The sequence below is a fragment of the Streptomyces sp. 8N114 genome (assembly GCF_052245835.1).
Classification (GTDB): Bacteria; Actinomycetota; Actinomycetes; order Streptomycetales; family Streptomycetaceae; genus Streptomyces.
The window spans coordinates 312,130-336,235 of record NZ_JBQQBT010000002.1; the positions used below are offsets into that span (position 1 = coordinate 312,130).

The window sequence follows — 24,106 nt, forward strand, 5'->3', positions numbered from 1 at the left end:
ACACCCACGCATCGGACTCAGGGGAGGAGCGTCCATGACTGCGGACGATGTGCGGTCCGGTGAGCGGCCCGGCGCCGCACGGCGCGCCGTGGTTCTCGGCGGCGGCCTCGCGGGTACGACGGCCGCGTTGCGGCTGGCAGAAGCGGGCCTGGAAACCACCCTCGTCGAGACCCGCCCCCGGCTGGGCGGGCTCGCCTTCTCCTTCCGGCGCGACTCCGCCGCCGGGCCACTGACCGTGGACAACGGCCAGCACGTCTATCTGCGCTGCTGCACCGCCTACAGCTGGTTCCTCCACCGGGTCGGCGCCGCCGGGCTCGCCCCGCTCCAGGACCGGCTGGACGTAGCGGTGCTCGACGTCGGCGGCAGCCGCCCCCGGCTCGGACGGCTGCGCCGCACCGCGCTGCCCGTACCCCTGCACCTGGCCGCGAGCCTGGCGACCTATCCGCACCTCTCGCTCGCCGAGCGGGGCGCGGTGGCCCGCGCGGCGCTCGCCCTCAAAGGGCTCGACCCGGCCGACCCGGCGCTGGACGCCATCGACTTCGGCACCTGGCTGCACCGGCACGGCCAGTCGGCCCGTACCGTCGAGGCCCTGTGGGACCTGGTCGGCACCGCCACCCTCAACGCCCGTGCACCCCAGGCGTCCATGGGGCTCGCGGCGATGGTCTTCAAGACCGGACTGCTCTCCGAGCCCGGCGCCGCAGACATCGGCTGGGCGCATGTTCCGCTCGGCGACATCCACGACACCCTCGCCCATGCGGCGCTGCGGAAGGCCGGGGTGCGCACCCTGCTGCGTACCCGTGCGCGAGCCGTCGAGCCCGCCGGGGAAGACGGCTGGCGGGTGACGGTCGAGCAGGGCGGCAGCGGCGCCGAGGAGCTGGCGGCGGGCACGGTCGTGCTCGCCGTACCGCAGCGCGAGGCCCACCGGCTGCTGCCCCCAGGGGCGCTGGCCGACCCCGGGCGGCTGCTGGACATCGGCACCGAGCCGATCCTGAACGTGCATGTGATCTACGACCGCGAGGTGCTGCGCAGACCTTTCTTCGCCGCGCTCGGCACTCCGGTCCAGTGGGTCTTCGACCGCACCACCGCCTCCGGGCTGACCGGCGGCGGCCAGTACCTGGCGCTCTCCCAGTCGGTCGCGCACGAGGAGATCGACCAGCCGGTCGCCGCGCTGCGCGAGCGTTACCTCCCCGAGCTGGAGCGGCTGTTGCCCGCGGCCAGGGGCGCCGGGGTGCGGGACTTCTTCGTCACCCGGGAACGCACCGCCACCTTCGCGCCCGCGCCCGGAGTCGGGCGGCTGCGTCCCTCGGCGCGCACTCTGGCTCCCGGCGTCTTCCTCGCGGGGGCGTGGACCGCGACCGGCTGGCCCGCGACCATGGAGAGCGCTGTCCGCAGCGGGGTGACAGCCGCGCGCGAAGCCCTCGTCGCACTGGGGCGCCCGTACGGGGCGGAACCGGTCCCCGGCATCGAAGGAAGGGCCCATGAGCACCACTGACGCAGAACGTCCGGCCGGCCCAGGCAGCACGGGCGGTACAGCCAGCACCACAGCATCGCACAGAGGAGACCCTGTGACCCCGCCGAACCAACAACTCGTGAACGAGGACGACGAGGGCGTGAAGGGCGAAGAGGCCGGCAGCAGGGACGTGAGCGCACTGCTGGAGCGTGGGCGCACGCTCTCCACCCCCGTACTGCGCGCGGCCGTCGAGCGGCTGGCCTCCCCGATGGACACCGTCGCCGCCTACCACTTCGGCTGGATCGACGCCGAGGGCCGCCCCTCGGACGCCGCTGGCGGCAAGGCGGTACGGCCCGCGCTCGCGCTGCTGTCCGCGGAGGTGACCGGTGGCGCACCGGAGACCGGTATCCCCGGTGCGGTCGCCGTGGAGCTGGTGCACAACTTCTCCCTGCTGCACGACGATCTGATGGACGGGGACGAGCAGCGCCGCCACCGCGACACCGTCTGGAAGGTGCATGGACCCGCCCAGGCCATCCTCGTCGGTGACGCGCTGTTCGCACTCGCCGGCGAGATACTGCTGGAGCTGGGCACGGTGGAGGCCGGGCGCGCCACCCGGCGGCTCACGCTGGCGACCCGCAAGCTCATCGACGGTCAGGCTCAGGACATCTCCTACGAGCACCGCGATCTGGTGACCGTGGAGGAGTGCCTGGAGATGGAGGGGAACAAGACCGGCGCGCTGCTGGCCTGTGCCGCCTCCATCGGTGCGGTGCTCGGCGGCGCCGACGACCGCACGGCGGACGCGCTGGAGGCATACGGCCACCACCTGGGTCTCGCCTTCCAGGCCGTCGACGACCTGCTCGGGATCTGGGGCGACCCCCAGGCCACCGGCAAGCAGACCTGGAGCGATCTGCGGCAGCGCAAGAAGTCGCTCCCGGTCGCCGCCGCACTCGGCTCCCAGGGCCCCGCCGCGGCGCGGCTCGCGAAGCTGATGACGGAGGACGCGAAGAAGAGCCAGGCGGAGTTCGAGGACTTCCACGAGGCGGAGTTCGCCGAGCGGGCCGCGCTGATCGAGGAGGCCGGGGGCCGCGAGTGGACCTCGCAGGAGGCCCAGCGCCAGCACACCACGGCTCTGGCGGCGCTCGACTCGGTCGAGATGCCGGTCCGGGTGCGCGACCAGTTCGCCGCGCTCGCCGATTTCGTCGTCGTACGGCGGGGGTGAGTCGGCTCCCACTCGCGGCTCCGAGCAATCGGACACTTCGGAAGGAGAAGGGATGACAGCCACGACGGACGGCCCCGCTGGACCCGGCGTCTCCGGAACGAAGAACAGAGAACGCGAAACTCCCGCCCCTGCCCCCACGGGCACCGGCGACATCACAGCGCTGGCGGAGCGGACCGCGGCCCGCGCCGTCGGCCACCTGCTCGCCCGCCAGGACGAGGCCGGCTGGTGGAAGGGCGACCTGGAAACCAACGTCACCATGGATGCCGAGGACCTGCTGCTGCGCGAGTTCCTCGGCATCCGCGACGAGCGGACCTACGCTGCCGCCGCCCGGTTCATCCGCTCCCAGCAGCGCGAGGACGGCGCCTGGGCCACCTTCTACGGCGGACCGGGCGACCTGTCCACCACTGTCGAGGGATACGTCGCGCTCAAGCTCGCCGGTGACGATCCCGAGGCCCCCCATATGACGCGGGCCGCGCAGTGGGTGCGCGAACACGGGGGAGTGGCCCGCAGCAGGGTCTTCACCCGGATCTGGCTCGCGCTGTTCGGCTGGTGGCGCTGGGAGGACCTGCCCGAACTGCCCCCGGAGATCATCTACTTCCCCACGTGGGTGCCGCTCAACATCTACGACTTCGGCTGCTGGGCCCGGCAGACCATCGTGCCGCTGACCGTCGTCTCCGCCTTCCGCCCCGTCCACCCCGCGCCGTTCCGCCTGGACGAGCTGCACCGCGACCCGGCGCGCCCGCTGCCGCCCACCCCGATGGCGCCCGTCAGCACCTGGGACGGCGCCTTCCAGCGCATCGACCGCGCCCTGCACGCCTACCGCAAGGTGGCCTCCCGCAGGCTGCGCCGCGCGGCACTGAAGGAAGCGTCGCGCTGGATCATCGAGCGCCAGGAGAACGACGGCTGCTGGGGCGGCATCCAGCCGCCCGCCGTCTACTCGCTGATCGCGCTGCGGCTGCTCGGCTACGACCTCGACCACCCCGTGATGCGGGCCGGACTGGAATCGCTGGACCGCTTCGCCGTCTGGCCCGACGAACAGACCAGGATGATCGAGGCGTGCCAGTCCCCGGTCTGGGACACCTGCCTGGCCTCCATCGCGCTGGCCGACGCCGGACTGCCCCGCGACCACCCGGCACTGGTGAAGGCCGCCGACTGGATGCTGGGCGAGCAGGTCGTACGCCCCGGCGACTGGTCCGTACGCCGTCCGCAGCTGATCCCGGGTGGCTGGGCGTTCGAGTTCCACAACGACAACTACCCGGACACCGACGACACCGCGGAGGTCGCGCTCGCGCTGCGCCGCATCCAGCACCCCGACCCCGAGCGGGTCGAGCGGGCGATCAGCCGGGCCGTGCGCTGGAACCTCGGTATGCAGTCCGGCAACGGCGCGTGGGGAGCCTTCGACGTCGACAACACCAGCACGTTCCCCAACCGGCTGCCGTTCTGCGACTTCGGCGAGGTCATCGACCCGCCGTCATCCGATGTCACGGCGCACGTGGTGGAGATGCTGGCGGCCGAGGGCAAGCAGCACGATCCGCGCACCCGCAAGGCGATCTCCTGGCTGCTGGCCGAACAGGAGGCCGACGGCTCGTGGTTCGGCCGCTGGGGCGTCAACTACCTCTACGGCACCGGGTCGGTCGTTCCCGCGCTGGTGGCCGCCGGACTGCCCACCTCCCACCCCGCCGTCCGGCGCGCCGTCAGCTGGCTGGAGAGCGTCCAGAACGACGACGGAGGCTGGGGCGAGGACCTGCGCTCCTACATCGACGCCGAGTGGATCGCAGGCGGCACCTCGACCGCCTCGCAGACCGGTTGGGCGCTGATGGCGCTGCTGGCGGCCGGCGAGAAGGACAGCAAGGCCGTCGAACGGGGTATCGGCTGGCTGGCCGAGACCCAGCGCGAGAACGGCTACTGGGACGAGCCGTACTTCACCGGCACCGGCTTCCCCTGGGACTTCTCCATCAACTACCACCTCTACCGGATGGTCTTCCCGCTCACGGCACTGGGCCGCTATCTGCACGGCGACGGACTGGAGCGGGTCGTGAGGCGTGACGCCTGATGGCGAGCCCGGCAGCCCCGGACCCGCTGCTGCTGACGTGTGCGCTCGGCATCGAGCACCTCGCACTGCGGCGCGGGCCGGGGCGCCGCCCGGGCCCTGACGACCCGAACGGGGGAACCGGCCCCGAGAACGTGCGGTTGCTCCGTACCGGCATGGGCGCGCAGGCCGCCCGGCGCGCCATGACCCGGGCTCTCGCCCGGGAGACCGTGCCCGGCGGCACCGCCGTGCTGGCCACCGGTTTCTGCGCGGGGCTGGTGCCCGGCATGCGCCCCGGCGACCTGGTGGTGGCCGCCGAGACCCGTGACCCGCACGGGCACACGCCCTGTACCGGAACCGAGCTGCTGACCACCGAGCTGTCCCGGTACGGCACCGTCCATGTGGGCCCGCTGGCGGGCACCGACCATGTGGTACGGGGCCAGGCCAGGGCCGCGCTGCACGAGACCGGAGCGATCGCCGCCGACATGGAGTCCGCCGCAACCCTGCACGCCGCCGCGGGCACGGCCCGGCGTCCGGTTGCGGCCGTACGGGTGGTGGTGGACGCTCCGGGCCATGAACTGATCCGCATCGGGACACTGCGGGGTGGAATATCGGCATTCCGCGTCCTTCGCGGTGTCCTGCCCGCATTCCTCGAATGGCACCGATCCCTGCTGCTCCCCTGGAGGTGAGCCAGAAATGGCCATGCCGCTCCGCCAGACGCTCCGTATCGGGACGTATCTCTTTCAGCAGAAGCTCCGCAAGCGGGAGAAGTTCCCCCTCATCGTGGAGCTCGAGCCGCTCTTCGCGTGCAATCTCAAGTGCGAGGGCTGCGGAAAGATCCAGCACCCGGCCGGGGTGCTCAAGCAGCGGATGCCGGTCGCGCAGGCGGTGGGAGCCGTACTGGAGTCGGGGGCGCCCATGGTCTCCATCGCGGGCGGCGAGCCGCTGATGCACCCGCAGATCGGGGAAATCGTGCGGCAGCTGATTGCCCGGCGCAAATACGTTTTTCTCTGTACCAATGCCATGCTGCTGCGCAAGAAGATGGACGAGTTCAAGCCTTCTCCCTATTTCGCGTTCGCTGTGCACATCGACGGCCTTCGTGAGCGGCACGACGAATCCGTGGCGAAAGAGGGCGTGTTCGACGAAGCGGTCGCGGCGATGAAGGAGGCCAAGCGGCGCGGATTCCGCGTCACCACGAACTCCACCTTCTTCAACACCGACACCGCGCAGACCGTCATCGAGGTTCTCAACTACCTCAACGACGAACTGAAGGTGGACGAGATGATGGTCTCGCCCGCCTACGCCTACGAAAAGGCACCCGACCAGGAGCACTTCCTCGGCGTCGAGCAGACCAGGGAGCTGTTCAAGAAGGCGTTCGCCGGGGGCAACAGGGAGCGGTGGCGGCTCAACCACAGCCCCCTGTTCCTCGACTTCCTGGAGGGCAAGGCCGATTTCGACTGCACCGCCTGGGCCATCCCCAACTACTCCCTCTTCGGCTGGCAGCGCCCCTGCTATCTGATGAGCGACGGCTATGTGCCCACCTACCGGGAGCTGGTGGAGGAGACCGACTGGGACAAGTACGGCCGCGGCAAGGACCCCCGCTGCGCCAACTGCATGGCGCACTGCGGATACGAGCCGACCGCCGTGCTGGCCACCATGGGCTCCCTCAGGGAGTCCCTGCGCGCCGCCCGCGAGACCGCAGGCAGCGCGTCACACTGACAATTCGCCGGAGCAGGGGGGCCGACCATGTCCTTGCTGGAGTCCATCGACGGGCCACGCGACCTCGACGCGCTGCGGGCGATGGGAGATCTGTCGAGCGAGCTGGAGCCGGAGCTGGAGCGGGAGAGCGGCCGGTGGGGCGCGGTACGGGTGGGCGTGGCCCGCACGGGTGAGGGGAGTACGGCGTGACCGGCTTCGACCTGACGAAGCTGCTGGCCGAGCGGAGCGCCGAGCGCTACGAACTGCACACGCGCCATCTCAACCACCAGCTGCCGCGCATGCTGCACGCCATCGGCTTCGACAAGGTCTACGAGCGTGCCGAGGGCGCCTACTTCTACGACGCCGAGGGCAACGACTACCTCGACATGCTTGCCGGGTTCGGCGTCATGGGAGTGGGCCGCCACCATCCGGTCGTACGGCAGGCGCTGCACGATGTGCTGGACGCGCAGCTGGCCGACCTCACCCGCTTCGACTGCCAGCCGCTGCCCGGACTGCTGGCCGAGAAACTCCTCTCGTACGCTCCCGGGCTCGACCGGGTCTTCTTCGGCAACAGCGGCACCGAGGCGGTGGAGACCGCGCTCAAGTTCGCCCGCTACGCCACCGGCAGGCCCAGGGTGCTGTACTGCGCACACGCCTTCCACGGGCTGACCACCGGTTCGCTCTCCGTCAACGGCGAGGACGGCTTCCGCGACGGGTTCGCGCCGCTGCTGCCCGACACCCCCGTGCCGCTTGGCGACCTGGCCGCGCTGGAGCGGGAGTTGCGCAAGAAGGACGTGGCCGCGCTGGTCGTCGAGCCCATCCAGGGCAAGGGCGTGCACGCGGCTCCGCCCGGCTATCTGCGCGCTGCCCGCGAACTGCTGCACAAGTACGGGGCGCTGCTGATCGCCGACGAGGTGCAGACGGGGCTGGGCCGCACCGGCGACTTCTTCGCCTACCAGCACGAGAAGGACGCCGACCCCGATCTGGTGTGTGTGGCCAAGTCGCTCTCCGGCGGCTATGTCCCGGTCGGTGCGACGCTCGGCAAGGAGTGGATCTTCAAGAAGGTCTACTCGTCCATGGACCGGGTGCTCGTCCACTCCGCCAGCTTCGGCTCCAACGCGCAGGCCATGGCGGCGGGCCTGGCCACCCTCGCCGTCATGGACGACGAACGCCTCACCGAGAGCGCCCGCCGTACCGGCGATCTGCTGCGCACCCGGCTCGCGGCGCTCGTGGACAGCTACGAGCTGCTGCACGAGGTGCGCGGCCGCGGGCTGATGATCGGCATTGAGTTCGGCAAGCCCCGGTCGCTGAAGCTGCGCAGCCGCTGGACGATGCTCCAGGCCGCGCGCAAGGGGCTGTTCGCGCAGATGGTCGTGGTCCCGCTGTTGCAGAAGCACCGCATCCTCACCCAGGTCTCCGGGGACCATCTGGAGGTCATCAAGCTGATCCCGCCGCTGGTGATCGGTGAGGAGGAAGTTGACCGCTTCGTGGACGCGTTCACCCAGGTCATGGACGACGCGCACAGTGGCGGCGGCCTCATGTGGGACTTCGGGCGCACGCTGGTCCGCCAGGCGGTGGCTCATCGCTGAGGGGGTGCCCCTGCCCGTGCGTCGCGGGCTGCGGGTTGTTCGTGGTTGCTCGCGCAGTTCCCCGCGCCCCTGACGGGGCGCGGGGAACTGCTGCCAGAGGGTCAGCTCTGGCCGGGGAGTTCCTGCCGGACCGTACGGGCCGCGGCGACCAGGTTCTCCAGCGAGGTCCGGGTTTCGGCCCAGCCGCGGGTCTTCAGTCCGCAGTCCGGGTTGACCCACAGCCGGTCGGCCGGGATGGCTTCCAGCCCCTTGCGCAGCAGGGCCGCCATCTCATCTGCCCCCGGGACCCGCGGGGAGTGGATGTCGTACACGCCGGGTCCCGCCTCGCGCGGGTAGCCATGGCCTGCCAGCTCGTCCGCGACCTGCATATGGGAGCGGGCGGCCTCCAGGCTGATGACATCGGCGTCCAGGGCGGCTATCGCTTCGATGATGTCGCCGAACTCCGCGTAGCACATATGGGTGTGGATCTGGGTGTCCGGTCGCACACCGCTGGTGGTGAGCCGGAACGCTGCCGTCGCCCACGCCAGATAACCGGGCCGGTCGGCGGCGCACAGCGGCAGCGTCTCGCGCAGGGCCGGCTCGTCGACCTGGATGACGGCGGTCCCCGCGGCCTCCAGCTCGCACACCTCGTCGCGCAGCGCCAAGGCCACCTGGCGCGCCGTCGCGGACACCGGCTGGTCGTCCCGTACGAACGACCAGGCGAGCATGGTCACCGGGCCGGTGAGCATGCCCTTGACCGGGCGGGAGGTCAGCGACTGGGCGTACCGCGTCCAGCGGACCGACAACGGCCGCCGGCGCGCGACGTCGCCCGCGAGGATCGGCGGGCGCACATAGCGGGTGCCGTACGACTGCACCCAGCCGTGCCGGGTGGCGAGGTAGCCGGTGAGCTGTTCGGCGAAGTACTGCACCATGTCGTTGCGTTCGGGCTCACCGTGCACCAGCACGTCGAGCCCGGCGCGCTCCTGGAAGCCGACCACCTCACGGATCTCGGCCGCGATCCGCTCCTCGTAGGCGGCCTCGTCGATCCGGCCGGCCCGCAGGTCGGCACGGGCCGCACGCAGCTCGGCCGTCTGCGGGAACGACCCGATGGTGGTGGTCGGCAGCGGCGGCAGACCGAGCCGGGTGCGCTGCGCCGCCGTGCGCTGCGCGTACGGCAGTGCCCGCCGGGTGTCCGCGTCGGCGACGGCGGCGGAGCGGGCCCGTACGGTCTTGTCGTGGGTGAGCGGTGAGGCCGCACGGGAGGCCAGATCGGCGCGGTTGGCGGCGAGCTCGGCGCCGATCGCGCCGGTCCCCTCGGACAGCCCGCGCGCCAGTGTGACGGCCTCGGCCGCCTTCTGCCGCGCGAACGCCAGCCAGCGGGCCACCTGCGGGTCGATATGGCGCTCGGCGCGGGCGTCCAGCGGCACGTGCAGCAGCGAGCAGGAGGTCGCCACATCCACCCGCTCGGCGAGGCCCAGCAGGGTGGCGAGGGTGGCGATGGACCGCTCGTAGTCGTTGATCCACACATTGCGGCCGTCGATCACGCCCGCGACCAGCCGCTTCCCGGGCAGCCCGCCGACCGCGGCGAGCGCGTCCAGGTTTCCGGCGGCCGGGCCCGTGAAGTCCAGCGCCAGGCCCTCCACGGGTGCCTTCGCCAGCACCGGCAGCGCCTCGCCGAGCCGGTCGAAGTAGGAGGCGACCAGCAGGCGGGGCCGGTCGGTGAGCATGCCGACCGTCCGGTATGCCTGCGCTGCGGCCTCCAGCTCGGCAGCGGTGCGGTCCTGCACCAGCGCCGGCTCGTCCAGCTGCACCCACTGAGCGCCTGCGGCGCGCAGGTCAGCGAGCACTTCCGCGTAGACCGGCAGCAGCCGCTCCAGCAGTGTCAGCGGCTCGAAGTCGGGGGCGACGCCCGGCGCCGGTTTGGCCAGCAGAAGGTAGGTGACCGGCCCGACGAGCACCGGCCGGGCCGCCTTCAGGCCCAGTGCGAGGGCTTCCTTCAGCTCGGCGGTCTGCTTGCTCGCGTCAGCGCAGAAGACCGTGCCCGGTCCGAGCTCGGGCACCAGGTAGTGGTAGTTGGTGTCGAACCACTTGGTCATCTCCAGCGGCGCGGCGTCCTGCGTGCCGCGGGCCATGGCGAAGTACCCGGCCAGCGGGTCCACCGCCACCGCCTCCCGGTGCCGCTCGGGGAGGGCGCCGACCATGACGGTGGTGTCCAGCACGTGGTCGTAGTACGAGAAATCTCCGGTGGGCACCTCGTGGATGCCCGCCTCCGCCAGCTGCCGCCAGTTCGCGCTGCGCAGTGCGGCGGCGGTGGAGTGCAGGGCCTCGGCGGTGACGCGGCCCTTCCAGTAGCCCTCGATGGCCTTCTTCAGTTCGCGGTTCGGCCCCTGGCGGGGATAGCCGTGCACCGTGGCACGCACCGGTGCGGGCGGGGCAGTGGTGGCCGGGTTCGCTGCTGTCGCTGTCACGCAACTCTCCTTCGCGAGATGTCTCCAGCGCTCCCGGAAGATCGGGACGAGGATGCGAAGGGGAGACGGCACGGGACGGCGCGAACGCGTGGCTGGTGTCCGCCGCCTTGTGCGCTGTGCTCTCCGACCCGCCCTCGAGGTCTCCGGGAGGACCGTACGCGTGTGGACGCGTACGGGCAGCGGGCAGGTCTTCGGACTCGCGGGCGCGCCTGCCGGTCTCCCGGCGGGCACCTACTGGCCGTCGCTTCCCGGACCGTCGGTCCAGTGCGTGTGACGGCGGTCGTTCCCGCTCACCGCTGCGGGGCAGTCCCGGATTCACACCGGGTTCCCTCTTACGACGCCTCCCGCCTGGCGGACGGGGCGAACCAGCTGCATGGCCAGCATAGCCGGGGCCCGCCGCGTGAGGGCCGGCCCGCATCCGCCGCGTGGGCAGTCGCTCCTCCCCCGGAGCCTCAGGGCTCCAGGAGGCGGGACTGCAACCTGGTGCGGGTGCCGGGGGAGAGTTTGAGGCCCTCCTTCAGATAGGTGTCCGCGTCGCCCCACGTCTCGTCGATGGTGGCGAACGCCGCGTGGAGGTAGGCGGCGCGGGCGTCGAAGAGGGGGGCGAGGAGTTCCAGGACCTCGGGGGACATCCCGGCCTTGGACTTGCTGCTGCGGTAGATCTTGTAGCGCCGGTGCGGCTGGTTGGACTGGAGGTAGTCCTCCTCGATGGCGGCCCGCTCGACGCCGAGGGCCAGCAGCGTGACGGCGATCGACAGACCGGCCCGGTCCTTGCCCGCGGCGCAGTGCATCAGCGCCGGCACGCTGTCCTCGGCGAGGGCGTGCAGGATACGGCTGTGCTCGGCGGTGCGCTCGCGGATCATGGTGCGGTAGGAGTCGGTCATCCGTTGGGCAGCGAGGCCGTCCCCGAGTATGGCCCGCAGCTGATCCAGCTCGCCGTCGCGCACCAGCCGCCAGAACTCGGCCCCGTCGGCCGGGTCGGAGAGCGGGAGATTGACGTTGCGGACACCCGGAAGCTCGATGTCGGGGCCGTCGAGCGCCTGGTCGGCGGAGTTGCGGAAGTCGAAGACCGTGTGCAGCTCGAGCTCGCCGAGGAAGGCGGCGTCCTCGGGTGTCGCGTGTGCCAGGTGCCCGCTGCGGAAGAGCACCCCGCGCCGCACCCGGCGCCCGTCCACCGTCGGCAGGCCCCCGACGTCCCGGAAATTCCGTACCCCGGTCAGCACCGTATCGGCGGACTCCACACTCACGCGCACTCCTAGCATTTCCGACGACCGTCCGTTCGACCATAAGGCATGGATGCCTGAGGCGATCAGTCCTTGGATGCGTGACCCGTACGACGTTCCGCCGGGCGCGGGGGGGGGGGGGGCACACGCCACCGCGTGACTGCGGAGCTGTTCGGGCGGCCCGCGAGCTCCGACCAATTCCATGGGCTTCGGCGGCAGAACGCCGTACTCGCGGTAGCCTCCCGCATATCGCCCAACTCCCTGTGCACTGCCATGTATCTGGCTCATGCCCTACATATGAGGAGTCTGGATTGAGTCACCTGCATTGGCGTGTGCGCGCTCTTGTGGGCGCGTATGCGGTGTCCGTCTATGGCAGTTTTCTCAATCTGATCGCGTTGAGCCTGTTCACCTACGAGGTCACGGGGAGCGGGCTCGGTCTGGGCCTGCTCATGGCGCTGCGGTTGTTCGCGGGTGTGCTGGCGGGGCTGGGAGCCGGGGCTCTGGCGGGCAGGGTGGGGCGCAGAGCCATGATGATCGGCGCGGATCTCGTCCAGGCGGCGGCCATGGTGGTTCTCGCGCTGTGCGCGGCGGGGTCGGCTCCGGTGTGGCTGCTGGCTGTCGTCGCGGTGGTGCTCGGTGCCGGAAACACGTTCTTCAACGTCGGACTGCGCAGTGCGGTCCCGGTGATTGTGGGGCAGGAGGCGCGGGTTCGGGCGAACGGGCAGTTGGCGACGGCTCGTTCTCTTGCCACCGTGGCGGGTTTCGCTTCGGCCGCCCCGGTCATCGAACTGGCGGGCCACAGCGCCGCGTTCGCTGTGAACGCGGCCAGTTTCCTGGTGTCCGCGGTGGCGTTGTCGCTGCTGCGGCACCGTATGGAGGAAGACCGGTCGGCCGCGCGGACCGTGCCGAAGCCGGGGGCCGCTTCTCTGCGGCAGGTGCTGAGCGCGGTGCCCGCGCTGCTGCTCGGCATGGTCCTTCTGCGGGGCGTCGACGCGCTCGCTTCTTCGTCACACAACGTGGCTCTTCCCCTGGTGGCCGATGTGGAGTCGCCGGGGAATCCGGCCATGTTCATGACGCAGTTCTGGGCCTCATGGGCGGTGGGCACTTTCCTGGCCCACCAGCTACTGAAGCGGCGGCACGCGTCGTGGTCGGAGGGCCGGTGGGGGGCGTATGCGTTCGCGGTGGGCACCTGCGTGATGTCGCTGTCCTTCGTGCTGGCCTTCACCGGTCCGGCGCCCCTCGTACTCGTGGCTGTCGCCGGGGTGGCCGGGCTGGCCGACGGGTTCACGGAGATCGTGTACACCTCACGGCTGCAGGCGGCTCCGGACCGGGAACGCAGCCGTCTGTTCGGGCTGTCCGCCGCAGCGGAGACCTCCGGATTCGCCGTCGGCATGGTGGCAGCGGCGGCAGCGCTGGAGGCATGGCCGGCGCTTGCGGTCGTGGGCCTCTTCCACGGAGTGGCGCTCTGCGGGGCGCTGGCGTTTCTCCTGCTGTCTCTCGCCGCCCGACGCCGGGTGATCGAGCAACCGTATGAACAGCCGTCACACAGTGAAGGAGCGAACATCCATGGCCCGTGCACGGGGACCGGCTCTGTACCGAGGGCCTGAGCTGGAGCTGACCGACGACGATCCGCAGAACGTGGTCAGCGCCCTGCTGCGGGCGGCGGAGCGCTCTGCGGACGCGGGCGTCGTGACCGTAGCGGACGACGGCCGCACGACCGTCCAGAAGTATCCTGAACTGCTGTCCACGGCACGCCGGATGCTCACAGGGCTGCGTGAACGGGGACTGCGCCCCGGCGCCGACATCGTCCTGTGCGGGTTACCCCTGGACGAGTTCTTTCCCGCGTTCTGGGCCTGTGTGCTCGGCGGCGCCAGACCGGTCGCCATCGCGGAGCGGGCCGAGGCGGGCTCCCCGGCCCTGGAACGCCTCGGTCACACCTGCGAGTTGCTCGGCGACCCGCTGGTGGTGACGGACCGGGCGGGCGCGGCCATGGTGGGCGGGGCAGCCGAGTCCGTACGGGCCGTGGTTGCCCAGGACTGTCTGCGCCACCCGCCCGCGGAGGATCTGGTGGAGCCGGACGGCTGCGATGTGGCGCTGCTGATGCTCTCCTCGGGCAGCACGGGCGTGCCCAAGGCGGCCCAGCTCACGCACCGAGGGCTGACGGAGTTCGCGGCGAGCAGCCGCCGGATCCTGGATGTGCGGCCGGGCGATACGACCGTGAACTGGCTTCCGGTGGATCACAGCGGGGCGCTCCTGCTCTACCACCTCCTCGAGGTCTTCGTGGGCTGCACCAATGTCCATGCGACGACCGGCCATGTGCTGGCAGCGCCGCTGCGCTGGCTGGACCTGCTGGAGGAGCACGGAGCGCACCACGGTTGGGCGCCCGCGTTCGCGTACCGGATGATCGCCGACGCGGTCGGCGAACACCCGGACAGACATTGGGACCTGGGCCGGATACGGACTCTGGTGTGCGGCGGGGAGCAGATCCCGTTGTCGGTGATGGAACGGTTCCTCGCCGCCACGGGACCGTTCGGCGTGCGGGACGAACACATCGTGCCCGTCTGGGGGATGGCGGAGACGGTCACGGCCATCACCCACGGCAGGCTCCGCGGCGCGGGCGGCGTGAACCATGTGCGCAAGGACAGCCTCGGCGGGGACCTGGTCCGCGTCGGCGAGGACACCGAGGAACGGGACCGCGTGACCTTCGTCGCCGTCGGAGCCCCCGCACACCGGGCGGTGGTGCGCGTCGTGGACCAGCGCGGAGAGCCTCTTCCGGAGGAGCGGATCGGCAGACTCCAGGTACGGTCGGCGGCCCGCGTCACCCCCGGATACGTCAACAACCCCGACGCGGACCGGGCCGCGTTCACCGACGGACCCGACTGGCTCGACACCGGCGACCTGGCCTTCCTCGCCGACGGCCAGGTGACGATCACCGGCAGAAGCACGGACCTGATCATTCTCAACGGGCACAACGTCCACGGCCACGAGGTCGAGGACGCGGCCTCCGCCGTGCCCGGCGTACGGGCGGGGGAGATTGCCGCCTGTGGAGTGCCCGACCCGGACACCGGCAGTGAGTCGCTCGTCGTGTTCTTCGTCAGCCACGGCGACGCGGACGCGGACGAGCGTGTTGCCCGGGGCATCAAGGCGGCCGTCTTCAACAGACTCCGGCTCACCGTCGCACGCGCCGTGCCGACCGCCGCTGCCGAGTTCCCGCGTACCCCGGCGGGGAAGGTACGCCGTGCGGAGCTGCGTGACCGGCTGCTGGCAGGTGCCTTCGACACGGGTCCGGGGGACGGGACCGATCTGCTGCACGCGGTACGCGAAGACGCCGCCGCCCTGCTCGGGCACGCGGTGGACACCGATACTCCGTTCTACGAGCTGGGCATGGACTCCCCGGCGCTCACCCGGCTCCGTGGTCGGCTGGAGTCGCGGCTGGCCCGGTCGATACCGCAGTCGGCCTTCTTCGAACACTCCACGGTCGGCGCGCTCGCGGCGTATCTGGCCGCGGCCGAGCCGGAACCGCCCCGGCTCCCGGCCTCGGGCCCGGGACCGTCCCTGCTCCCGGCCCCGGGCCTGGGACCGTCCCTGCTCCCGGCCCCGGGCCTGGGACCGTCCCCGCTCCCGGCCTCGAAACCGGTCGTGCCGGAGCACCGGATCGCGGTCATCGGTATGTCCGCGCGCTTTCCCGGGGCGCCGTCCGTCGCCGCGTTCTGGGCGAACCTCCGCGAGGGCGTCGACAGCGTCAGCGTCTTCCCCGCGCGCGGCACCGAGCCGGACCATGTCCCGGTCGGCGGTGTCCTCGACGACATCGAGGGCTTCGACGCGGACTTCTTCGGTATCAGCCCCAAGGAGGCCGGGCTCACCGATCCCGGGCACCGACTCTTCCTCGAGTGCTGCCACCAGGCGCTGGAGGAAGGGGGCTACGCGGCCTCGGCGCCCGGCACCCGCATCGGTGTGTTCGCGGGTTCCGGCATGAATCTGTACGACCACCAGGACGTGCCCGGCGCCGTACCCCGGCGCCTGGACGGCGACCCGGCCACCGGCCTGCTGACGGCCATGGGACGGGAACCGGACTTCCTCGCCACCAGAGTTGCCTACCGGCTCAACCTCACAGGCCCCGCCATCGGCGTGCAGACCGCCTGCTCGACATCGCTGGTCGCCGTCCATCTCGCGGCGCAGGCCCTGATCAGCGGTGACGCCGATCTGGCGCTCGCCGGAGCGGCCGCCGTGCACACCCCGCAGGAATCCGGCTACCGCAGCCACCCGGGCTCCATCCTGTCGCCGACCGGGCGCTGCCGGGCCTTCGACGCGGACGCCGACGGCACGGTGGGCGGCAACGGAGTCGCCGCCGTACTGCTCAAGCGGCTCGACCGGGCGTTGGCCGACGGTGACACCGTGCACGCGGTCATCCTCGGTTCGGCCGTCAACAACGACGGGGCGGGCAAGGCCGGGTTCAGCGCCCCCGGGGTGGCGGGCCAGATCGAGGTGGTGCGGCAGGCGCTGGACAAGGCCGCGGTCCCGCCGGACTCCGTGTCGTACGTGGAGGCGCACGGCACCGGCACCCAGCTCGGGGATCCGGTGGAGTTCGAGGCACTGTCGCGGGCCTTCGGCGAGGGCACGGACCGCACCGGGTTCTGCACCCTTGGCTCGGTGAAGCCGTCCATCGGCCATCTCGACAGCTGCGCCGGCATGGCAGGACTGATCAAGACCGTACTGATGCTGAAGCACCGCACTCTCATACCGACGCTCCACCTGCGCCGGCCCAATCCGGGCCTCCGGCTGAACGGCAGCCCGTTCGTGCTCGGCACGGAACTGAAACCCTGGGCCGCGCGGCCAGGCGTGCCGCGCAGGGCGGGGGTCAGCGCGCTCGGCGTCGGCGGGACCAACGCGCACGTCGTACTGGAGGAGGCACCGCCCCGGCACCACCCGCAAACTCCCGCCCACCCGGTGGTCGTGCCCGTCTCCGCACGGGATCCGCGGGCCCTGAGCGAACTCCTCGACGGACTGCGCGAACACCTCCGGGAACACCCTGGGCTCGACCCTTCCGACCTGGCCGCCACGCTGGCCCTCGGCAGACCCCACCACAAGCACCGGACGGCCGCGGTGGGGCGTACGGGGAGAGAGCTGGCCCGGGCTCTGGAGCGTGCGGCCGTCACCCTCCCTCCGCTGGGACCGCAGGCCCTCGCATACCCGGGGCAGGGCAGTGCCGTCGCCGGCATGGCACGCGAGATCTACGCCGCCCACCCAGAAGCCCGCCGGGTTCTGGACCTGTGCGAGCAGATCTACGCCGAGGAGTTCGGCGGCACCCTGCTGCCTTTGCTCCTCGACGACAGCGCCGCGGACCCCGATGGGGACCCCGATGTGCCCTGGCCGACGGAGACCGCCCAGCCCGCGCTCTTCGCCCACCAGATGGCCCTCACCGAGCTGTGGCGCGCCTTCGGGATCCGCCCCGCACTGCTGCTCGGACACAGCGCCGGAGAGTACGCGGCACTCTGCGCGGCCGGCGCGCTGTCCGTCGAGGACGGGCTGCGGATCACCGCATGGCGCGGCAGGTCGATGCAGCACGGATGCCCGCCCGGGGCGATGCTTGCCGTACGCGCCGATGCGGCGACCGCGCGACGCGTCGCACAGGCGGCCGGAGCCGAACTGGCAGCGGCCAACGGGCCGCGCTCCCACGTGATCTCAGGCCCGGCGGAAACTCTGCGGCAGGCGGAGCGCCTCCTCGATCAGGAGGGCATTCGATGGCGGTCGCTGCCCGTGGACCGGGCCTTTCACTCCGCCGCGCTCGACCCCGTACTGCCCGAACTCCGCTCACGCGTCGAGCGGTTGGCTCTTCACCCGCTGCGGGTTCCGCTGGCCAGCGCGCTCGACGGCGTACTGCGTCCGGTCGGCTGGACCGTCGATACCGACTACCTGGTACGCCAGGCACGCGAACCGGTCCGCTTCGACCTGGCGGCGGCGACCGCGTCCCGGCAGGGCTGTATGGACTTCCTGGAGATCGGCGCGGGCAACGTACTCAGCGGCCTGGGCAGGCATTGCCTGCCCGACAGCCGCTGGCTGCCCGGCCAGGGCACCGACCCGGATACCGGTACGGGTACGGGGCAGTGGCACGGTGTGCTGGCCTCGCTCGGCGAGCTCTACAGCCGGGGCGCCGACATCTACTGGCGGGCGGTGACCCGCGACGGCGGCCGCGTCCCGCTGCCCGGCCATCCCCTGCGCCGACGCCGGTTCCCGGTTTCCGGCGCAGCAGCGGATGCGGCCGTTCCGGCGGTGTCCGAACCGGCGCCGGTTGCCGGGAGTCCGGCACTGGACGAGGCCGTGGAGAGCATTCGCGAACTGACAGCGCTGAAGCTGGGATCAGCGCAGGCGGACGTGGCGCCGGATACGTCCTTCTTCGCGCTGGGCGCCGACTCACTGGCCCTATTGGGCATGACCGCGGAGTTGCAGCGGCTGTATGGAGTGCGGGTCCCGGTCCGGGAGCTGTTCACCGAGTCCGACACTCCGCGCAAGCTCGCCGAATGCGTCGTACGACTGCGCGGCGGCCCGGCTCCGGACACCGGGACCCGGGCGGGGCGGGACGCGCCCGCATCGGAATCAGCGCCCGCATTGAAACCGGCGCCCGCTTCGGTACCGGCACCGGAGCTGACACCGGCACGCGGCGCCGACGCCGGAATTGACGACGCCGGGCTTCAGGACGTCCTGACGCAGCAACTGCGGCTTGCCGGGCAGCTTGTCGACCAGGTCAGCGGCCTGATGTCCCGCCAATTGGAGATCATCTCGGGTACGACACCCTCAACCGCCGCCCCCGCACCGCACGTGCCACTCGAAGCCTTTGTGCCACAGCCGTCGTCCGCTTCGGTCCAACCGGTCCAACCGGTCCGATCCGGCTCGGCCGGATGCGACTTCAGCCTGTACTTCTTCGGCGACTACCCCGAGACCGGCACAGCCGATACCTACGCACTGATCATGGAGGCCGCCGAGTTCGCGGACAGCCATGGTCTTTACGCCCTGTGGTTTCCTGAGCGGCACTTCAACTCCTTCGGCGCGCCGTTCCCCAACCCCTCGGTGCTCGCTGCCGCACTGGCCGCGCGCACCAGCAGGATCCGGCTGCATGCCGGCTCCGTGGTGCTGCCGCTGCACCATCCGGTGCGGGTTGCCGAGGAGTGGTCGGTCGTGGACAACCTCTCGGGCGGCCGGACGGGCCTGTGCTTCGCCAGCGGCTGGCATGCCGCGGACTTCGCGCTCGCGCCGGAGAACTTCGGACGGCACCGCGAGGTGATGTACGAGCAGCTGGAGACCGTACGCACGCTCTGGTCGGGTAAGCCACTGACTCTGACCGGCGGCGACGGCGAACCCGTCGAAATCCAGCTGCACCCGCGCCCCGTACAGGACCAACCGCCCCTGTACGTCGCGGTGGTGGGCAACCCCGACAGCTACCGCCGGGCCGCGGCGGAGGGCCTCGGAATCGTCACCAATCTGATGGCGCAGTCGGTCGAACAGCTCACGGAGAACATCGAACTCTACCGGCGCACGCGGGCCGAGCACGGTCACGACCCCGCCGCGGGGCGGGTGGTGGTACTGGTGCACACCTACCTCGGCGCGGACGCCGAGACCGCCCGCGCCGAGGCGTACCGGCCGTTCGTCTCCTACCTTCGTTCCTCGCTCGCCCTCTTCGACCAGGTCACCAACAGCCTCGGCTTCGAAGTCGACCTGGAGAACACCCCCGAGGAGGATGTGGACTTCCTGCTCGGCCGGGCCTATCAGCGTTACTGCGACTCCCGTGCCCTGATCGGCGACGAGGAGTCGGCGGCCGGGACCGTACGTCGGCTGACAGAAGCCGGTGCGGACGAGATCGCCTGCTTCGTGGACTTCGGCGTCCCGGCGGACAAGGTGCTCGCCGCCCTTCCCAGGATCGACCGCCTCCGCGCCCGCACGCACCAAGCGACGCCCACGGCCACGGCGAAGCCCGCAGCCACGGAGAAGCCCGCAGCCACGGTGGAGCCTGCCAGAAGGTGCCTGTCGCCTGCGCAGCGACGGATCTGGTTCATGGAGCAGCTGCACCCCGGCACCAGCATATACCACGAGCCCAAGGCGATCCGGCTGGAAGGCCCGCTGGACATACCGAGGCTGCAGGGGGCCCTGCGCCGGACCGTGGCCCGCCAGCCCGCTCTGCGTACCGTCTTCGGCACCGCCGACGGGGTCCCGTACCAGGAGACGCGGGAGGACGTCGCGGTCGACTTCCCGGTGGAGGACCACACCGGAGCGACCGAGGAGCAGGCCCTGCGCTCCGTCCTGGAGACCGAGGGCCGCCGGATCTTCGACCTGAGTACCGGGCCCTTGTTCTCGGCCCGGCTGCTGCGCCTGTCCGAAGAGCGGCACCTGCTGTTCCTGCTGGCCCACCACATTGTCTTCGACTCCTCCTCCACGGAGGTGTTCACCCGCGAGATCGCCGCCCACTACCGCTGCGGGCCGGACGGGGACCCCGGCCTGCGGCCTCTCGTCGCGCGGCCGATCGTGCCCGCGGACCCCGCCAGGGTGGCCGAGGCGCTCGCCTTCTGGCGGCGCGAGCTGACGGACGCACCCGAGCTGACTCTGCCCTCGGACCGGCCCCGGCCACCCGTGCGCTCCGGCACGGGCGAGAGCCTCACGCATGAGCTGGACGCCCGGCTGACGTCCCGGCTGCGGGAGTTCGCCGCCGAGCGGCGCGCCACCCTTTTCATGGTGCTGACCGGTGCGATCGGCGCCGTGCTCGGCCGGTTCAGCGGGCAGCGGGACATCGTGGTGGGCACGGCTGTCGCCGCCAGGCCGGAGGAGGCCGCGGACGAAATCGGTATGTTCCTCGACACCGTGGCCCTCCGTCTCGACCTGTCCGGCGACCCGGACTTCACCGAGTTGCTGCACCGCGTGCGCGAGCGCAGCACGGCGGCGTACGAACACCGGGACGTACCCTTCGACGAACTCGTCAGCGCACTCAATCCGCGTCGCGACCCAAGCCGAAACCCGCTCTTCCAGGTGATGGTGGAGTACGAGAACGAAAGGCAGGCGGACTTCGACCCGCCGCGGCTGACCGCCACGCTCCTCGACACGCCTTCCGCACGCGCACCGTTCGACCCCGGCATCTATCTGACGCACCACCGCGAGGGCGTGCGGTTCATGGTCGAGTACGACACGGAGCTGTTCGGGGAGAGCGAGGTGCGACGGCTCGTGGACTACGTGGAGCACGTACTGCGGCGGGCCCTCGCCGACCCCGGTGCCCCGCTCTCGGCGCTCACCGCGCTCACCGAAGCCGACCGTACGACCTTGGCGCGGCTCGGCCGGCAACAGGAGCCCCTGCCCGCCGTCGAGGAGACCCTGCACGGCCTGTTCGAAGCGCAAGCGCGCCGGACACCCGACGCCGTCGCGCTGCTCACCAATCACGGGCAGCTCACCTATGGGGAGCTCGACCAGCGTGCCGACCGCCTCGCCCGGTGGCTCCGCCCGCACGGGGCAGGCCGTGGCGCACGCGTCGCGGTCCTGCTGCCGCGCGGCCCCGAGCTGATCAGCGCGCTGCTGGGCGTGCTCAAAAGCGGTGCGGCCTACCTGCCGCTCGACGCCTCCCTGCCGCCCGCCCGCGTCGAACAGCTCCTGGACGACGGCCGTCCCGTGCTGATCCTGACCACCGAGGCACTGCTCACCCGGCATCCCGCGCTCCAGCGGTGGCCCGTACTGACCATGGAGCACGCAGCCCGCCGGCAGCAGGCACCGGACCGGAGCCCGGACGAGGACGTCCGCGCCGTACGCCCTGAGGATTCCGCGTACTGCATCTACACCTCGGGCTCCACCGGCCGTCCCAAGGGCGTGGTCGTGCCCCACCGAGGCCCCGTCAACCTGGTGCTCCGCCACCTTGAGCAGCATCCGGCGCTGCGGACCCTGCAGTGGACCTCGCCCGCCTTCGACGTCAGCGTCCAGGAGATCTTCACAACGCTGGCATCCGGAGCAGCACTCGTGCTCATCGACGACGAACTGCGGCACGACCCCGCCGCACTGGGCGAGGCTGTACGCCGCCACGGCGTACAGCGGATGTTCATGCCCTGCACTCCGCTGACGTACCTGATGGAGACCGGCCCCCGGATGCCCGCCCTGCGCGAGCTGTTCTCCGCGGGCGAGGCACTGAGGCTCACCCCGGCGTTCCACAGATTCCTCACCGCCCATCCCGAGTGCGCACTCTTCAACCAGTACGGGCCGACCGAGACCTCCGTCATCGTCACCTCGCACCGGGTCGACCCCGCCCACGGCATGTGCCCGCCCATCGGCACACCGATCCCCGGGGTGCGGATCCGGCTGCTCGACGCGGAGGGCGGGGAGGTCCCGGCGGGCGCCGTGGGCGAGCTCCACGTAGGCGGTACGGCGATGGCGTACGGCTATCACGGCCGCCCCGAGGAGACGGCCGCTGCCTTCACGCCACTCGGCGCCGGCGAGGAGGTGTACTACCGCACCGGAGACCTGGCCCGGTGGCGGGGCGACGGGACGCTGGATTACCTCGGCCGCATCGACGACCAGGTCAAGATCAGGGGTCATCGCGTCGAACCCGCCGAGGTCCAGCAGGCACTGACGCGGCAGCCCGGCGTACGCGAGGCCGCGGTGCTGGCCCGCGGCGACAGCCACGGCGCGAGCGAACTCGTCGCCTACGTCGCACTCGGCGGCCCGGACCGCCCGGACGCCACCGAAGAACTGCGCACCGCCCTGGCCGCGGAGCTCCCCGACCATCTGGTGCCCCGGCGCTGGGTACGGCTGGAGAGACTGCCGGTGAACGCCGCCGGAAAACTGGACCGCGGCCGACTGCCCGACCCCCACGACACCGCGGACGGGCCGGAGAACGAGTACCAGGAACCGGCCGGCCCTCTGGAGAAGACGCTTCACGAACTGTGGTGCACCGAGCTCGGCTCCCGCCGTGTGCCCCTGAACCGCTCGTTCTTCGAGCTCGGTGGCCATTCCCTGAGCGCCGTACGGTTGTTGAACCGGATGGCCACGGAAGTCGGTATCGAGTTGTCCATGGCGGACTTCTTCCGCGCACCGACCATCCGCGCCGTCGCCCACCGCGTCGGCCCCGGACCGCGGCGGCCGGCGGAGACGGTCCCCATGCCCGCCACACTGCGCAGGCTGTGGCGCCGCCACCACGAGCGCGCCGACCCCAGCGTCTACAACGTCGCCCACCGGGTCGATCTACGGGGCGAGCTGGACCCGCAGGCTCTGACCCGCGCACTCGAAGGACTCGTACGACGGCACGACGCACTGCGCAGCAGGGCCGTGCGGCGCGACGGTGAGCTCGCGGTCGAGGTCCTGGCCGAGGTGCCGGTCGAACTCCCCGTCAGCGACCTCACCCGGCTCGGCTCTCCGGAGATCGACCAATGGTGCCAGGACCACGCGAGACGCCCGTTCGCGATGGACCAGGCGCCGCTGTTCCGCTTCCGGCTCGGCAGGTCGGCCCACGACCGATGGGTCCTGATCGTCGTCCTGCACCACGCGATCTGTGACGGCTGGTCGATGGGCGTCCTGTGGCAGGAACTGCAGACGCTCTACAACGGCGGCTCCGCACAGCAGCTCCCCCCGCCCGCCGCCCAGTTCACGGACTACGCGCGCTGGGAACGGGAACAGCTCGACGGCGAGCGCCGAGGACGGCTCGAGGCATTCTGGCGGTCCGAACTCGACGGCGTACCCCTGCGCCTGGACCTGCCCTACGACCACCCACGCCCTGACACCCTCTCCGGTGGGGGAGCCCTGCACCAGCAGGTCATCGACGGCGCGGTACCGGGCCGCGTCGCAGAGACCGCCACCCGTCTCGGCACCACGCCCTACGTGGTCCTCGCCGCCGCGTTCGCCACCTGGGCCGCCCGGCTCTGCGGACACTCCACCGACGTGGTGTCCGACGTGGTGTTCGCCGCCTCCAGCGCCAACCGCGCCGGCCGCCGGGAACACGAGGAAGCAGTGGGCCTGCTGGGAGACGCCGTTCTGCTGCGCGCACGCCTTTCCGAAGCCACCGACTTCGCCGACCTCGTCACCGGTTTCGGACCGACTCTCTTCAACGCCCTCGATCACCAGGCACTGACGCTGAACGAGGTCGTCCGTCTGCTGGCGCCCGAGGACGCGGACGGGCTCTACCCCACCGTTCTGTTCACCGTGGTCACCACCCCGCCACCGGTCCTCGACCTGAGAGGAGTCTCCACCACCATCCGGAGCCTGCCCACCGTCGGAGTCGCCCGCAACGAGCTGTACGTCGTCCTCGAACCTCACGACGGGAGCATCACCGTGACCTTCGAGTACTCCACAGACCTCTTCGACGCCGCGACGATCGCGTCCTGGGCTCAGGAATTCACGCGGCTACTGGCCACTGCCACCGACCAACCGAAGACTGCCCTGTCGGCGCTGCTCAAACCGGGGGAGGACGGGGTCTGAGAAGACGGCTCAGCGTCAG

Annotated in this window: 11 protein-coding genes and 1 riboswitch; of the genes, 9 read left to right on the forward strand and 2 right to left on the reverse strand. The window is 71.3% G+C overall.

Going from position 1 to position 24,106, the window contains the following annotated elements:
• Positions 1 to 34 precede the first annotated feature (34 nt).
• Genes hpnE through ACTWQF_RS06950 form a run of 7 tightly spaced genes read left to right on the forward strand, consistent with a single transcriptional unit; the run spans position 35 to position 7,985 of the window.
• The gene (hpnE, locus tag ACTWQF_RS06920; RefSeq protein ID WP_443278090.1) at positions 35 to 1,492 is read left to right on the forward strand and encodes a hydroxysqualene dehydroxylase HpnE; all 1,458 of its coding nucleotides are present in this window, start codon (positions 35 to 37) and stop codon (positions 1,490 to 1,492) included.
• Entirely contained in the window at positions 1,479 to 2,669 is a 1,191-nt protein-coding gene (locus ACTWQF_RS06925) for a polyprenyl synthetase family protein (RefSeq protein ID WP_443278092.1), read from the forward strand. Before hpnE ends, ACTWQF_RS06925 begins: the two co-directional genes overlap by 14 nt.
• Before the next feature lie 52 nt (positions 2,670 to 2,721).
• The gene (shc, locus tag ACTWQF_RS06930) at positions 2,722 to 4,722 is read left to right on the forward strand and encodes a squalene--hopene cyclase (RefSeq protein ID WP_443278094.1); all 2,001 of its coding nucleotides are present in this window, start codon (positions 2,722 to 2,724) and stop codon (positions 4,720 to 4,722) included.
• The gene (locus tag ACTWQF_RS06935) at positions 4,722 to 5,387 is read left to right on the forward strand and encodes a phosphorylase family protein (protein ID WP_443278096.1); all 666 of its coding nucleotides are present in this window, start codon (positions 4,722 to 4,724) and stop codon (positions 5,385 to 5,387) included. The genes shc and ACTWQF_RS06935 overlap by 1 nt, the downstream gene beginning before the upstream one ends.
• Positions 5,388 to 5,394: 7 nt before the next feature.
• Positions 5,395 to 6,417, forward strand: a complete 1,023-nt coding sequence (hpnH, locus tag ACTWQF_RS06940; RefSeq protein ID WP_443278098.1) for an adenosyl-hopene transferase HpnH — start codon at positions 5,395 to 5,397, stop codon at positions 6,415 to 6,417.
• A 27-nt stretch (positions 6,418 to 6,444) separates the two neighbouring features.
• A complete protein-coding gene (locus ACTWQF_RS06945) occupies positions 6,445 to 6,606 on the forward strand; it encodes a hypothetical protein (protein ID WP_443278100.1) in 162 nt (53 codons plus the stop codon).
• A complete protein-coding gene (locus tag ACTWQF_RS06950) occupies positions 6,603 to 7,985 on the forward strand; it encodes an aspartate aminotransferase family protein (protein WP_443278102.1) in 1,383 nt (460 codons plus the stop codon). The genes ACTWQF_RS06945 and ACTWQF_RS06950 overlap by 4 nt, the downstream gene beginning before the upstream one ends.
• A 101-nt stretch (positions 7,986 to 8,086) precedes the next feature.
• Here ACTWQF_RS06950 and metE read toward each other — a convergent pair whose 3' ends face one another.
• Positions 8,087 to 10,432 (reverse strand): 5-methyltetrahydropteroyltriglutamate--homocysteine S-methyltransferase, encoded by a 2,346-nt coding sequence (gene metE / locus ACTWQF_RS06955; RefSeq protein ID WP_443278105.1) that lies wholly within the window; start codon positions 10,430 to 10,432, stop codon positions 8,087 to 8,089.
• Positions 10,433 to 10,597: 165 nt separating this feature from the next.
• A riboswitch (cobalamin riboswitch) is annotated at positions 10,598 to 10,817 on the reverse strand.
• A 67-nt stretch (positions 10,818 to 10,884) separates the two neighbouring features.
• Positions 10,885 to 11,679 (reverse strand): tyrosine-protein phosphatase, encoded by a 795-nt coding sequence (locus tag ACTWQF_RS06960; protein WP_443278107.1) that lies wholly within the window; start codon positions 11,677 to 11,679, stop codon positions 10,885 to 10,887.
• A 308-nt stretch (positions 11,680 to 11,987) separates the two neighbouring features.
• On the opposite strand from ACTWQF_RS06960, the gene ACTWQF_RS06965 reads away from it, so the two are divergent.
• Together ACTWQF_RS06965 and ACTWQF_RS06970 are read left to right on the forward strand one after the other, a co-directional pair.
• Positions 11,988 to 13,262, forward strand: coding sequence for an MFS transporter (locus ACTWQF_RS06965; protein WP_443278109.1), 1,275 nt, complete (start codon positions 11,988 to 11,990; stop codon positions 13,260 to 13,262).
• A complete protein-coding gene (locus ACTWQF_RS06970) occupies positions 13,222 to 24,087 on the forward strand; it encodes an amino acid adenylation domain-containing protein (RefSeq protein ID WP_443278111.1) in 10,866 nt (3,621 codons plus the stop codon). The genes ACTWQF_RS06965 and ACTWQF_RS06970 overlap by 41 nt, the downstream gene beginning before the upstream one ends.
• Positions 24,088 to 24,106: the final 19 nt, after the last annotated feature.

What these genes read in the sequence shown, in the direction of transcription:
- hpnH (WP_443278098.1), top strand. Translation starts at nt 5,395, where the DNA reads ATGGCCATGCCGCTCCGCCAGACGCTCCGTATCGGGACGTATCTCTTT.
- shc (WP_443278094.1), top strand. Translation starts at nt 2,722, where the DNA reads ATGACAGCCACGACGGACGGCCCCGCTGGACCCGGCGTCTCCGGAACG.
- ACTWQF_RS06935 (WP_443278096.1), top strand. Translation starts at nt 4,722, where the DNA reads ATGGCGAGCCCGGCAGCCCCGGACCCGCTGCTGCTGACGTGTGCGCTC.
- ACTWQF_RS06970 (WP_443278111.1), top strand. Translation starts at nt 13,222, where the DNA reads ATGGCCCGTGCACGGGGACCGGCTCTGTACCGAGGGCCTGAGCTGGAG.
- hpnE (WP_443278090.1), top strand. Translation starts at nt 35, where the DNA reads ATGACTGCGGACGATGTGCGGTCCGGTGAGCGGCCCGGCGCCGCACGG.
- ACTWQF_RS06945 (WP_443278100.1), top strand. Translation starts at nt 6,445, where the DNA reads ATGTCCTTGCTGGAGTCCATCGACGGGCCACGCGACCTCGACGCGCTG.
- ACTWQF_RS06925 (WP_443278092.1), top strand. Translation starts at nt 1,479, where the DNA reads ATGAGCACCACTGACGCAGAACGTCCGGCCGGCCCAGGCAGCACGGGC.